Consider the following 14474-nt stretch of genomic DNA (forward strand, 5'->3'; position numbering starts at 1 on the left):
AGACGCAATGATAGCTCATTGCGCCTGAGACCAATGTGGGAGCGAGCCTGCTCGCGAAGACGGCGGTACATCCGACATCGATGCAAGCTGAACCACCGCTTTCGCGAGCAGGCTCGCTCCCACAGGGATTGTGCTCGCCGTTAGAGGGCTTCGCGGGATGGTTGGCCATCCACCAACCGCTGAATACGCAGCGGATTGCCATTCTTCAACGCGTCCGGCAGCAGGCTGTCGGGGTAGTTCTGGAAGCATACCGGGCGCAGAAAACGGTCGATGGCCAACGTGCCGACCGACGTGCCGCGCGCATCGGAAGTTGCCGGATACGGCCCGCCATGGACCATCGAATCGCAGACTTCCACGCCGGTCGGATAGCCGTTGAGCAGGATCCGTCCGACCTTCTGTTCCAGCAACGGCGTCAGCTCAGCAAACTGCTCGAAGTCCGCCGGTTCGCCAATGATCGTCGCCGTCAGCTGCCCGTGCAGGCCGTTCACTGCGGCGCTGAGTTGCGCCTGATCGGCGACTTCGACAAACACCGTGGTCGGGCCGAACACTTCCTCCTGCAGCACTTCGTCGCCATTGATCAACAGGCTGACATCGGCCTTGAACAGCTGTGGTTGTGCCTGATTGCCTTGTTGCGGATTGCCGGCCAGATGCTCAATGCCGGGATGCGCGAGGAGTTTTTGCAGGCCTTGGCCATAGCTGCTCAAGGTCCCGGCATTGAGCATGGTTTGCGCCGGCTGATCGCCGATCAGGCCCGTCACCTGTTGCATGAAGGTGGTGAACTGCGGCGAGCGAATACCGATCACCAAACCGGGATTGGTGCAGAACTGACCACAGCCCTGAACCACCGAAGCGGTCAGGTCGCGGGCGACCGATTCGGCGCGAACTAGCAGCGCCTGCGGCAACACGATCACCGGGTTGATGCTCGACATCTCGGCGAACACCGGGATCGGTTGTGGACGCGCGGCGGCCATGTCGCACAACGCACGACCGCCCTTCAATGAACCAGTAAAGCCAACCGCCTGGATCGCCGGATGCTTGACCAGCGCTTCGCCGACCCCTCCGCCGTAGATCATGTTGAACACGCCGGCCGGCATCCCGGTTTTTTCTGCGGCGCGGATGATCGCGTCGGCCACCTGTTCGGCTGTGGCCATGTGACCGCTGTGAGCCTTGAACACCACCGGGCAACCAGCGGCCAACGCCGACGCGGTGTCACCGCCCGCCGTGGAAAACGCCAACGGAAAATTGCTCGCACCAAACACAGCCACCGGGCCGAGGCCGATGCGGTACTGACGCAAGTCCGGACGCGGCAACGGTTGGCGCTCGGGCAATGCCCGATCGATCCGCGCTCCGTAGAAATCACCGCGACGCAGTACTTTGGCGAACAGACGCATCTGGCCGCTGGTGCGACCGCGCTCGCCTTGAATGCGTGCATCTGGCAGCGCGGTTTCGCGGCAGACCAGCGCAACAAAGTCATCGCCCAGCGCGTCCAGTTCATCGGCAATCGCGTCGAGAAATTGCGCTCTGCGTTCGGCGCTCAGGCTGCGATAAGTCGGATAAGCCGTGGCGGCAGCCCTGGCGGCGGAATCGACTTCTTCAAGGGTGGCCTGGTGGAAACTGTAAGGCAGGTTTTCGCTCGTGCTGGCATCAACGCTGTTGACGATGATTTCGCCGGCAGCGCTGCGCTGACCGCCGATGTAGTTGTGACCAAGAATCTGGGTCATGCCTATCTCCTTAAAGGGTGCCAACGGTGCCGGGCTCGAACGCTGCTTCAACCGGTGCAATCCCGTTGATCAACGGTGCACCGAACTCGGCCTGACTGATCTCGAACACGTCACCCGGCCGGGTGCGAATGCCGTCGGCAAAGGACAGCGTCGCAGTGCCGAAGAAGTGAATGTGCACATCGCCCGGGCGCAGGAACTGGCTGTACTTGAAATGGTGGTACTCGAGGTTCTCCAGGCTGTGGCACATGTTGGCCTCGCCACTGAGAAATTCGTTCTGCCACAGCACTTCACCGTTACGCAGGATGCGGCTGGTGCCTGCCAAATGCTCCGGCAATTCGCCGACCCGAAGTTCCGGGCCATAACTGCAACTGCGCAGTTTGGAATGGGCCAGGTAGAGGTAGTTTTTGCGTTCCATCACATGGTCGGAGAACTCGTTACCCACGGCAAAACCGAGTCGATACGGTTTGCCGTCGTGGCCAATGACGTAGAGGCCGCTGAGCTCCGGCTCCTCCCCCGCGTCTTCGGCAAACGGCGGCAGCGGGAACGGTTGGCCCGGACGCACGACGATGCTGCCGTCGCCCTTGTAGAACCATTCCGGTTGTACGCCGGCCTGCCCCGCCGTCGGTTTGCCGCCCTCCACGCCCCATTTGAAGATGCGCATGGTGTCGGTCATCGCCGCTTCGTCGCCGACTTGCTGATGCATTTTGTCCCGTGCCGACGCGCTGCCCAAATGGGTCAGGCCAGTGCCGCTGACCAGCATGTGCGCCGGGTCCGGGTGATCCAATGGCGGCAGGATGCGCAACGTGGCCAACAGTTCTACGTAGTCATGGCTGACACCCAGGCCCAGGGCTTTCACCTGTTGCTCAAGATTGACGCCCGCCTCGATCGCGGCCAACGCCAGGTCGCGAACCGTGCGTGCGTCCTGCACTTCGCGCACCAGACCGTCATCGACCACGCCCACCCGGCGCTCGCCGTTACTCAATTCGAACTGAACTAAACGCATGATTTTCTCCTTTGGACAAACCGAAAACGCCACAAAACCAATGTGGGAGCGAGCCTGCTCGCGATGAGGCCGTCCATCCAACAGTAATGGTGACTGACACTCCGCTTTCGCGAGCAGGCTCGCTCCCACAGTTGATAGGTGTGAAACCTTAGGTGCGGGTCGCGCCTCGGGCGCTGGCAGCGAACTGGTCGGCCGGCAGTACGTGCTTGCGTTCCAACAGGCGATAAACCACACCGGTCAAAACCAGCCCGAACACCATCACACCGGACAAGAAGTACAGACCCGAAGCCAGATTGCCGGTGTATTCCTTGAGCGCGCCGATCACGAACGGACCGATGTAGCCGCCGAGGTTGCCCACCGAGTTGATCAAGGCGATTCCGGCCGCCGCACTGGCGCCGGCAAAGAAGCGGCCCGGCAAGGTCCAGAACACCGCAGTGCAGGAAAACAGCGCGAAGGCCACCAGGCACAACGCTGCCAGTTGCAGCACCGGCACGGTGAGCCAGGCGCTGAGAAACAAGCCGATGGCACCCAACACGTAAAGCACGGCCAAGTGGCCGTAGCGATCATTCAAGCGATCGGAACTGCGCGGAATGATCAGCAAACCGATGATCCCGAAGATGTACGGCACCGACGACACGAAACCGGTCACCAGATCCGTGCCACCGAACTGCTTGATCAGGGTCGGCAGCCACAAGCCCAGGCCGTAGATGCTCAGGGTCACCGGCAGATAGAACAGCGCCAGCAGCAACACACGTTTGTCCTTGAGGGCGTGCAACGGATTGCCATGGCGGGTCTGGCCGTATTCCTCAAGATCCTTTTTCAGTTCGCCGGTCAGCCAGTCCTTTTCGGCCTGGTCCATCCACTTCACCTGTTTCGGACCATCCGGCAGCCAACGCAGCACCGGCCAGGTCAACAGGATCGCCGGGGCACCGATGACGATGAACAGCCACTGCCAGCCATGCAGGCCAAGAATGCCGTCCATGCCGAGCAGACCGCCGGACACCGGGCCGGTGATCAACATGGCGATGGGTTGGGAAAGGATGAATAACCCGAGGATCTTGCCGCGATGGCGCACCGGGAACCACTGGGTGATGTAGTAGAGAACGCCCGGAAAGAACCCGGCTTCCGCCGCGCCGAGCAGAAAGCGCATCACATAGAAACTGTGCGGCCCCTGGACGAAGGCCATACCGATGGTGATGGCGCCCCAGGTGACCATGATCCGCGCGAACCAGCGCCGCGCGCCAAAGCGTTCGAGCATCAGGTTGCTAGGGATTTCCAGCAGGAAATAGCCAATGAAAAACAGCCCGGCACCCAAGCCGTAAGCCGCGTCACCGATGCCGAGGTCGGCGCCCATGTGCAATTTGGCGAAGCCTACGGCGGAGCGATCCACATAGGCGATCAGGTACAGCAGGATCAGGAAGGGAATCAGTTTCAGCGTGATGCGACGAATAAGCCGCAATTCCTGGCTCATGAGATCGGTCTCCGATTGTTGTTGTTATAGAACCTCGGGGGACGCCTCTCGCAGAAAACCGCCAGGGCAATCCCTCCGTTGAAACGGACTATATAGTAATACTATTTATGCAACAACACTTCCAAACGGCCAAATTTGCGCTTATGTTACGCCTCAGCTCGAACAATATAGTCATACAATAAGAGAACCGATCATGTCTGATAAGAAACCCACCCTGCGCTCCGCCCAATGGTTTGGCACTGCCGACAAGAACGGCTTCATGTACCGCAGCTGGATGAAGAATCAGGGCATCGCTGACCACCAGTTCCACGGCAAGCCGATCATCGGCATCTGCAACACCTGGTCGGAACTGACCCCGTGCAACGCGCATTTCCGCCAGATTGCGGAGCACGTCAAACGTGGGGTGATCGAGGCTGGGGGCTTTCCCGTGGAATTCCCGGTGTTCTCCAACGGTGAATCAAACCTGCGTCCGACCGCCATGCTCACCCGCAACCTGGCGAGCATGGACGTCGAAGAAGCGATTCGCGGCAACCCGATTGACGGTGTCGTGCTGCTGACCGGCTGCGACAAAACCACCCCGGCGTTGTTGATGGGTGCGGCCAGTTGCGACGTGCCGGCGATCGTCGTCACCGGAGGGCCTATGCTCAACGGCAAGCACAAAGGTCAGGACATTGGCTCGGGCACCGTGGTCTGGCAGCTCAGCGAACAGGTCAAGGCTGGCACCATCACCATCGACGATTTCCTTGCGGCCGAGGGTGGCATGTCCCGCTCGGCCGGTACCTGCAACACCATGGGCACCGCGTCGACCATGGCTTGCATGGCTGAAGCACTGGGCACTTCCCTGCCCCACAACGCGGCGATTCCGGCGGTCGATGCGCGCCGTTATGTGCTGGCGCACATGTCCGGCATGCGCGCGGTGGAGATGGTTCGCGAAGACTTGAAGCTGTCAAAAATCCTCACCAAAGAAGCCTTCGAAAACGCCATTCGGGTGAACGCCGCCATCGGTGGTTCGACCAATGCCGTGATCCATTTGAAAGCCATTGCCGGGCGCATCGGCGTGGAGCTGGATCTGGATGACTGGACCCGCATCGGTCGCGGCATGCCGACCATCGTCGACCTGCAACCGTCCGGGCGTTTCCTGATGGAAGAGTTCTACTACGCCGGTGGCCTGCCAGCGGTGCTGCGTCGTCTGGGTGAGGCCAACCTGATTCCCAATCCGAATGCCCTGACCGTTAACGGCAAGACCCTCGGCGAGAACACTAAAGACGCGCCGATCTATGGCCAGGACGAAGTGATCCGCACCCTCGACAACCCGATCCGCGCTGACGGCGGCATCTGTGTGTTGCGCGGGAATCTGGCGCCACTGGGCGCAGTGCTCAAGCCCTCCGCCGCCAGCGCCGAACTCATGCAGCATCGCGGCCGTGCGGTGGTGTTCGAAAACTTCGACATGTACAAGGCACGGATCAACGATCCGGAGCTGGAGGTGGATGCCAACTCGATCCTGGTGATGAAAAACTGCGGTCCGAAGGGTTATCCGGGCATGGCCGAGGTCGGCAACATGGGCTTGCCGGCCAAGTTGCTGGCCCAAGGCGTGACAGACATGGTGCGCATTTCCGATGCGCGCATGAGCGGCACGGCGTACGGCACTGTCGTTCTGCACGTAGCGCCGGAAGCGGCCGCTGGCGGACCTCTGGCAACCGTGAAGGAAGGTGACTGGATCGAACTCGACTGCGCCAACGGTCGTCTGCACCTGGACATTCCCGACGCCGAACTGGCGGCGCGCATGGCGGATTTGCAGCCACCGCAGCAATTGATCGTGGGCGGTTATCGTCAGTTGTACATTGATCATGTACTGCAGGCGGACCAGGGTTGCGATTTCGACTTCCTGGTCGGTTGCCGTGGCTCTGAAGTTCCGCGCCACTCCCACTGATCACCCACACCCTCTGTAGGAGCAAAGCTTGCTCGCGATAGCGGTTTAACATTCAGCATCTATGTTGGCTGACACTCCGCTATCGCGAGCAAGCTTTGCTCCTACAGATGATCATCTGATTCAGGACTGTGCTTGCTCTGGCGACCGTCCTCGCCGCGCCTGTTATCATGCGCGGCACCCCATCGCCCAGGATCGCGCCGTTCCCCATGGATTACCGCAAACCCTCCGTCCGCAAAAGCATGCACTCGCGCATCGTCCAGGAACTGGGCATGCAGATCGTTTCCGGACGCTTCAAGCCGTGTGACAAACTGCCCGCCGAAGCCCTGTTGTGCGAGGAGTACGCGGTCAGCCGTCCAGTCCTGCGCGAAGCTACCCGGGTTTTGGTCGCCAAGGGTCTGGTGTATTCCCGTCCGCGAGTGGGCACGGTGGTCAAGCAGCGCAAGGAATGGCACATGCTCGATCCGGATGTGCTGCACTGGCTGATGCAAAGCAGCCCGCAAAATGAATTCTTCGATTTGCTGACCAGCGTGCGCAGCATCATTGAACCCGCAGCGGCCGCCCTCGCGGCGCAGTTCGCCACGGACGATGACATCGCCTCGATCGGTGAAGCCTACCAACGTATGGAAGCGGCGCCGACGCCGGAAGCGCTGTTGCAACCGGACCTGGATTTCCATAGCCGGATTGCCGATGCGACCCATAACGACTTGCTGGCTAACCTGTGCAACATGCTGTCGGTGGCGATTGCCGAAGCCTTGAAGCATTCCAACCAGAGACCGAATCTGCATGAACTGGCATTGCCCCGGCACAAGGCGATTCTGACGGCGATCGAGAATCGTGATGCGCTGGGTGCGCGGCATGCGACGTTGGTGCAGTTGGATGATGCACGTAGTGCGTTGAATGCGGTGCTCGGCGCTGATCCTTCCTGACACAACACGATCCAACAGCTACAAAACTCCCCTGTGGGAGCGAGCCTGCTCGCGATGACGGAGTGTCATTCAACATAGATGTTGAATGTTAGACCGCTATCGCGAGCAGGCTCACTCCTACAGGGGGGGCCAGTGTGAATTTCGGGATGTAAAAAAGCCGCAACCATGGTTGCGGCTTTTCTATTTCAACCTGGGATCAGTGAGCAAACAGCGAATTGCCCTTCTGCCCCGCCAGTTTCTCCGGTTTGATCAGGAATCGCGCCAGCGCTGGCAACAGCCACAGTGCGCCGAACATGTTCCAGAGCAGCATGAAGGTCAGCATCAGGCCCATGTCGGCCTGGAACTTGATGGCCGAGAAAATCCAGGTGCACACGCCGATCGCCAGGCACAGACCGGTGAACAACACGGCTTTACCGGTGGATTTCAGCGTCTGGTAATAGGCTTCCTGCAACGGAAGACCGGCACGCAGGAAGCTTTCCAGACGGCTGTAGATGTAGATCCCGTAGTCCACGCCAATCCCCACCCCGAGTGCCACAACCGGCAGGGTTGCGACTTTCACGCCAATGCCCATGAAAGCCATCAGGGCGTTGCCTAGTACCGAGGTCAGGACCAGCGGCAGCACGATGCACAACGTCGCCGCCCATGAACGGAAGGTGATCATGCACATGGTCGCCACGCAGATGTACACCAGGATCAGGATGGTCAGCTCGGATTCCTTGATCACCTCGTTGGTGGCGGCCTCGATCCCGGCGTTACCGGCGGCGAGGATGAATTCCAGGCCTTCCTTGTTGTTCTCCTTGGCGAAGTCCTGCACCGCATGCACGGCACGATCCAGCGTGGCGGCCTTGTGGTCGTTGAGGAACACCAGCACCGGCGCCAGGGAGCAACTGTTGTTGTACAGGCCATCAGCCCGAGCGATCGAGTTGTTCAGCACGTCCGGGTTACGCGACAGGGTCTCCCATTTCAGGTTGCCTTCGTTCATGCCCTTGATCATCTGCTTGGACACCGTCACCAGCGAGATCGCCGACTGCACGCCCTCGGTGTTCTGCATCTTCCACATCAGCTCGTCGATCGGCGCCATGGCTTCGTAGCGCGAGCAGCCTTCGGACTTGGTCTTGACCATCACCACCAACACATCGGAACTGGTGGAATAATTGCTGATGATGAAGTTGTTGTCCTTGTTGTAGCGCGAGTCCGGACGCAGCTCTGGAGCACCTTGGTCAAGGTCACCGATTTTCAGGTTCTGGCTGTACCAGAGGCCGCCACCAAAGGCCAGCAAGGCCAGCGCGATGGACACCGGTGCGACTTTCGGGCTGGCAAAGTTCGACAGCAGACGCCAGAACGGGTGTTCGCGGTGTGCGTCTTTCTTGCTGCGTTCGACGGCGCGTTTGCTGATGCCGACGTAGGAAATCGCCACTGGCAGCAGAATCAGGTTGGTGAACACGATTACCGCCACGCCGATGGAGGCGCCGATGGCCAGTTCACGAATCACGCCGATGTCGATGATCAGCAGCGTGATGAAACCCACCGCATCCGCGAGGATCGCAATCATCCCCGGCAGGAACAACTGACGGAATGTGCGTCGCGCGGCAGTCAGTGCGTTGTCCGCCTCGCTGGACTGCAAGGCGATACCGTTGATCTTTTGCACGCCGTGGGAAATACCAATGGCGAAAATCAGGAACGGCACCAGCATCGAGTAGGGATCGAGCCCGAAGCCAAAGAAGTGCATCAAGCCCAGCTGCCAGACCACCGCAACCAGCGTCGTACTCAACACCGCCACGGTGCTGCGCATGCAGTTGGTGAACCAGTAGAGCAGGATCAACGTGATGATGAAGGCGACGCCGAAGAACATCACCACCATGACCAGCCCATCGATCAGGTCGCCGACTTTCTTGGCGAAACCGACGATGTGGATCTGCACGTTGGGGTTCTGCGCTTCGAACTTGTCGCGGATCTTCTCTTCCAGCTCGTGGGAGAACTTGCGGTAGTCCAGCGCCAGCAACTTGCCTTGGTCTTGCGGGTCCGGGTAGGACTCCAGCAGCGGGATATCGACAATGCTCGACTTGAAGTCGTTGGCCACCAGACGCCCGACCTGACCGGACTTGAGCACGTTGTTGCGCAACAGGTCGAGGCTTTGCTGGGAGCCGTTGTAGCTCTGGGGAATCACTTCACCACCGGCGAAGCCCTCCTCCGTCACTTCGGTCCAGCGCACGCTCGGGCTCCATAGCGACTTGAGGCCGGAACGGTCAACACCGGAGATGTAGAACACCTCGTCGTTGATCTGACGCAGGGTCTCCATGTACTCCTTGGAGAAGATGTCGCCATCAGTGGCTTCCACCGAGATGCGCACTGTGTTGCCCAGGTTCGCCAGATCGTTGCGATGCTCCATCATCTTTTGAATGAACGGATGGTCGAGCGGGATCATTTTTTCGAAACTGGTGGACGGACGGATCAGCGTCGCCTGCCAGAACAGGAAAATACTCACCAGCAGGCAGATAGTGATCACTGCCGGGCGGTTGTTGAAAATCAGGCGTTCAAGAAACGTCGCCTTGTCTTGATGATGACTGCTCAAGGATGTCATAGACCCGCCTTCTTATTATTTGCCCGGCTCATTTGGACGACCCGTTTTTTCCATTCTCTGCGCCGGCGCCGGTTGGCGAAGTGACGCGAACGCCACCCTGTCCTGCCAGAATCAGATTGCCGTTGCCCGCTGCGGTGACTGCCGAAACGGAAATGCGATCCGGACGGTTGAACACGCTGAAGGTTTCGCCGTTGTCGTCGCTGCGGATCACCGAGCCACCGTTGCCGACGATCACGATGGAACCGTTGTCGAGCAGCGTCGCGCCGGACAGGCCGAACTCCAGCGCACCGCGAGCGGCCTTGAGCTCAACCGGCTCCCAGGTCCCGCCGAAATCGGTGGAGCGAAACAGATTGCCACGCAGCCCGTAGGCCAGCAGCGTGTTGGCTTGAGCGGTGCCGATCACGCCGAACAGCGAGCCTTCATAGGGACCTTCAAGCTTCTCCCAGGTCTGACCCCAGTCGGCGGAGCGGAACATGCTGCCCTGCTCGCCGACGATGAACAGACCGGAATCCTTGACCGCCGCGATGGCGTTGAGGTGGTACTGGTCTTCGTTGTCGAGGCGATCGCTGACATCTTCCCAGTTCTTGCCGCCGTCCGTGGTTGTCAGCAACGCGCCGTAAGCACCCACGGCAAAGCCGCTATTGACGTCCTGGAACCAGACGTCGAGCAGCGGCGATTCACGTTTCAGGTCTTCGAATTGCTTGGTCCAGGTGATGCCGCCGTCCTCGCTCGCGAGGATCTGCGCATCATGGCCGACCGCCCAACCGTGTTTATCATCGACGAAATACACCGACGTCAGCAGTTGCCGCGTCGGCACCTTGGCTTGGGCCCAGGTCGCGCCCTGGTCATCGGAATACAAAATGTGCCCGCGATCCCCGACCGCCACCAGACGCTTGCCGGCGTGCACGACGTCGAGCATCAGGCTCTTGCTGGCTTTGGCAGACTCAACGGAATAGACAATGTCGGATGCTGGCGCAGCAGCGGCCAGCGCAGGTGCCGACAGCACGGCACAGCCCAACAGCGAGAGCGCTGTAGCCAGCAACGCGAATTTGCGTAATGCCGGCGGGCGGCAGATACCCACACCCATGACAGGCTCACTCATAGACCTTCCCCCATTATTATTGTTAGGCCGTTCAACCTTTCTGGGCGCCATAAGGGTGCTCTTTGCGATTGCCTTTACTGGAGTTTAGTCCTGAAATACGCAATCTAGAGCCCCTTCGGAAGCTGGCTTATCCTATCGGGGTTTGGAAAGGTCTGACAATCGACGCCACGTTATGTTTTGTTAACCTGGGCGATATGCGGGTTGGCTGAATGGTTGGGTATCAGGTGCGGTGATTGGTTGGTTGGTTGGTTGGTGTACATATCCGTTGCTGCGGTAACGGCTGATTATGGTTTCGCTTTTACAGCGAGTCCCTTTTTCAAACGCCAAAAAGGAACCAAAAGGCTTCGCCCCGGCGTACGGCACTTCGCTAAAGCTCAGTGTTCCCTCGCTACGGTGTCCATAAGGGGCATCGCCTACGGTCTGCTTCGCGACGACCTCCTCTCGATGTGTGCGGCTTCGCCGCACGGCGCTACGCGCCTAACCCCCTGATGAACACCTACGCTCGGCCTGCCGAAGGGGCGAAAGATCAAAAGCAGGATCAACATCTAAAGCCACAGCCGCAGCCACAGCCACAGCCACAGCCACAGCCAGATCAAAAGATCGCAGCCTCGTTCACTCGACAGCTCCTACAGGAGATGGGTTTACGCCCGTTTCTCACCACTCAACAGGCCGAGCGTTAGCTCGCCTGCAGCTTTTGATTTTGATCTGCCCGCCCCTTCGGGAGGCTGAGTGGAGGCGTTCATCTGGGGGGCAGGCGCGTAGCGCCGTTCGACGAAGTCGAACACATCGAGAGGAGGTCGAAGCGAAGCCGACCGGAGGCGATGCCCCCAGATGGACGCCGGAGCGAAGGAACGCCGAGCCTTAGCGAGGGGCCGGACGCTCGGGGCGAGCCTTTTTTTGCTTACTTTTTTTTGGCGTTTGAAAAAAAAGTGAGTTGCCGTAAGGGCGAAACCCCCGTTCCCGCAGGAATGGATATGTACACCTCAAAGAAAATGGTCGGCTGTCAGGCCGCCTTCGCGAGCAAGCTCAGCTCCTACAGGGTTCGCGTGAACCACTGCAGGAGCGAACCCAGAGTCAAGCCAGGCTTTTGCTGACCACTTCAAACACGTCGCTCGACAGCTGACCCGAAGCGCGAATCCGCTCCAGCTCACCTTTCATCAACGCCTGACGCGCATCGTCATATTTGCGCCAGCGAGTCAGCGGCGCCAACTGCCGAGAAGCGATCTGCGGATTAAACCCGTTCAACTCAATCACCAGATCCGCCAGGAACCGATACCCGGACCCGTCAGCCGCATGGAAATTGATCAGGTTCTGCCCGGCAAACGCCCCCACCAGCGCCCGCACCTTGTTCGGGTTCTTGATCGTGAACGCCGGGTGTTGCATCAAGGCTTTGACCCGCTCCAGACCTCCCGGCAATGTGCTGCCGGCCTGAACGCTGAACCACTGATCCATGACCAGCGGATTATCCTTGAAGTGTTCGGCGAAGGTCGCCAGCGCCGTGGCTTTCTGCTCTTCGAACGGCGAATTGACCAATACCGCCAATGCCGTCAGGCGCTCGGTCATGTTGTCGCTGGTCTCGAACTGCTCAAGCGTGGCCGCCAGGACTTCCGGTTTACCGCTGAGCATCAGGTACGACAGCGCAATGTTCTGCAACGCGCGGCGGGCAAAATGCTCGGCTTCGGCCACATACGGCGTCTTTTTCGACAGATCGCGGTTGGCCTGATAACGCAGCCACAACGCCTCGAACAAACCTTCAGCCAGTTGTTTACGAGCGAACTCGCGGGCGATGTGAATGGCGTCTACGTCAGCCACTTCACTGATCTCGGTCAGATACGCCTCGCCCGGCAGCGAAAGCATTTCGGCGACCATCGCCTGATCCAGCGTCTCGTCGGACAGCACGGTACGCAGCGCTGCAACCAAACGCTGGTCCAGCACCAGCGCTTCACCCTTCTGTTGCTGTTCGATCAACTCTTGCAACACCTGAACTGACAATTGCTGACCGGCATCCCAGCGGTTGAAACCGTCGCTGTCGTGCTGCATCAGGAACATCAGCTGATCGCGGTTGTACGGGAAGCTCAGTTTCACCGGCGCCGAGAAGCCACGCAGTAACGAAGGCAATGGCTGTTCAGCGATGTCGATGAAGGTGAATGTCTGCTCGGCTTCGGTCACCGAAATGACCCGTGAGGTGCCCTGAGCGCCGGCTTCACCGGAAAGACGCAACGCAATGGCCGCACCTTTGGCGTCCAGCAGGCCCAACTCGACCGGGATCACGAACGGCAACTTCTCAACTTTGTCCGGGGTTTCCGGGCAGCTTTGACGGAACGTCAGGCTGTAGGTTTTCGCCGCAGCGTCGTAGGACTCGCTGACCGCCAGGCGCGGTGTGCCAGCCTGGCTGTACCAGCGTTTGAACTGGGTCAGGTCGACACCGTTGGCATCTTCCATGGCTTTAATGAAGTCGTCGCACGTCACGGCCTGGCCGTCATGACGATCGAAGTACAGGTCGCTGCCTTTGCGGAAGCCTTCGGCGCCGAGCAAGGTATGGATCATGCCGACTACTTCCGAACCCTTTTCGTACACGGTCAGGGTGTAGAAGTTGGAAATCTCGATGAAGCTGTCCGGGCGCACGGCGTGAGCCATGGGGCCGGCATCTTCGGCGAACTGGTGGGTGCGCAGGTAGGCCACGTCCTGGATGCGCTTGACCGTGGCCGAGTTCATGTCGGCGGAGAAGCCCGAATCGCGGAACACGGTGAAGCCTTCCTTCAGCGACAACTGAAACCAGTCGCGGCAGGTCACACGGTTGCCCGACCAGTTGTGGAAGTATTCGTGGGCAACAATCGCCTCGACCCGCTGGTGCGCGGCGTCGGTCGCGGTTTCAGCGCGGGCCAGCACGGCGCTGGAGTTAAAGATGTTGAGACCCTTGTTCTCCATGGCGCCCATGTTGAAATCGTTGACCGCGACAATCATGAAGATGTCCAGGTCGTACTCGCGACCGTACACCTCTTCGTCCCAGCGCATGGATTTCTTCAGGCTGTTCATGGCGTGCTGGCACTTGTCGATGTTTTCCGGCTCGACATAAATGCGCAGCGCCACGGAGCGCTCGGTCATGGTGGTGAAGGTGTCTTCGACGCACCACAAATCACCGGCCACCAGCGCGAACAGGTAGGCAGGTTTCTTGAACGGATCTTCCCAGGTCGCCCAGTGCCGGCCGTCTTCGCCGGGACCTGAGGCAATCGGGTTGCCGTTGGACAGCAACACCGGATAGCTGTGCTGCTCGGCAACCACCGTGGTGGTGAACGTACTCATCACGTCCGGACGGTCGAGGTAATAGGTGATCTTGCGGAAGCCTTCGGCCTCGCACTGGGTGCAGAACATCGTGCCGGATTTGTACAGGCCTTCCAGCGCGGTGTTGGTTTCCGGGTGGATCTTGACGCTGGTGTCGACCGTGAAGGTGGTGCTGGCCGGGTGCAGGGTCAGGTGATTTTCGGTCAGTTGGTAGTCCGCTTCGGCCAACTCGCAATCAGCCAGGGACACCGACAGCAATTCAAGCTGCTGGCCATCCAGCACCAGCGGCGGCAGGCCCGGGCCACGCTCAGGATTGCGGCGCATCACCAGTTGCGCATGGACCAGGCTGTGGTCCTCGAACAACTCGAAGGTCAGGTGCGTCTCGTCGATCAGGTACTCGGGCGCCTGATAGTCCTTCAGGTAGATCATCTTCGGTTGTTCGGTGCGCATGCTGGAGT

At 59.8% G+C, this 14474-nt stretch carries 8 protein-coding genes; 2 read left to right on the top strand and 6 right to left on the bottom strand.

Translation table 11 applies throughout. The annotated features are described in order from the left end of the window. Window positions 1-140: 140 nt before the first annotated feature. From ACYZUA_RS17970 to ACYZUA_RS17980, 3 genes are all read right to left on the bottom strand, one after another. Window positions 141-1721, bottom strand: coding sequence for an aldehyde dehydrogenase (NADP(+)) (locus ACYZUA_RS17970; protein ID WP_461959952.1), 1581 nt, complete (start codon window positions 1719-1721; stop codon window positions 141-143). Between the two features lie 10 nt (window positions 1722-1731). Further along, window positions 1732-2724, bottom strand: coding sequence for an AraD1 family protein (araD1, locus tag ACYZUA_RS17975; protein WP_461959953.1), 993 nt, complete (start codon window positions 2722-2724; stop codon window positions 1732-1734). A gap of 148 nt (window positions 2725-2872) precedes the next feature. Then, on the bottom strand, window positions 2873-4195 hold the full coding sequence (locus ACYZUA_RS17980) for an MFS transporter (protein ID WP_076030998.1): 1323 nt from the start codon (window positions 4193-4195) through the stop codon (window positions 2873-2875). Window positions 4196-4388: 193 nt separating this feature from the next. Between ACYZUA_RS17980 and ACYZUA_RS17985 the strand changes: the two genes are divergently transcribed. Next, window positions 4389-6125 carry an IlvD/Edd family dehydratase gene (locus ACYZUA_RS17985; RefSeq protein WP_150657573.1) on the top strand — a complete coding sequence of 579 codons (1737 nt, stop codon included), beginning with the start codon at window positions 4389-4391 and terminating at the stop codon, window positions 6123-6125. 206 nt (window positions 6126-6331) lie between these two features. Further along, window positions 6332-7051, top strand: a complete 720-nt coding sequence (locus tag ACYZUA_RS17990) for a FadR/GntR family transcriptional regulator (RefSeq protein WP_461959954.1) — start codon at window positions 6332-6334, stop codon at window positions 7049-7051. A 196-nt stretch (window positions 7052-7247) separates the two neighbouring features. Here ACYZUA_RS17990 and ACYZUA_RS17995 read toward each other — a convergent pair whose 3' ends face one another. The 3 genes from ACYZUA_RS17995 to pepN form a co-directional block, all read right to left on the bottom strand. Next, a complete protein-coding gene (locus tag ACYZUA_RS17995) occupies window positions 7248-9632 on the bottom strand; it encodes an efflux RND transporter permease subunit (protein WP_461959955.1) in 2385 nt (794 codons plus the stop codon). A gap of 28 nt (window positions 9633-9660) precedes the next feature. Further along, entirely contained in the window at window positions 9661-10734 is a 1074-nt protein-coding gene (locus tag ACYZUA_RS18000) for a WD40/YVTN/BNR-like repeat-containing protein (RefSeq protein ID WP_461959956.1), read from the bottom strand. A 1074-nt stretch (window positions 10735-11808) separates the two neighbouring features. Beyond that, window positions 11809-14466: an aminopeptidase N gene (pepN, locus tag ACYZUA_RS18005; RefSeq protein WP_461959957.1), complete on the bottom strand. Its 2658-nt coding sequence runs from the start codon at window positions 14464-14466 to the stop codon at window positions 11809-11811. Between the last annotated feature and the right edge of the window lie 8 nt (window positions 14467-14474).

The organism is Pseudomonas sp. LS2P72 (assembly GCF_054897865.1).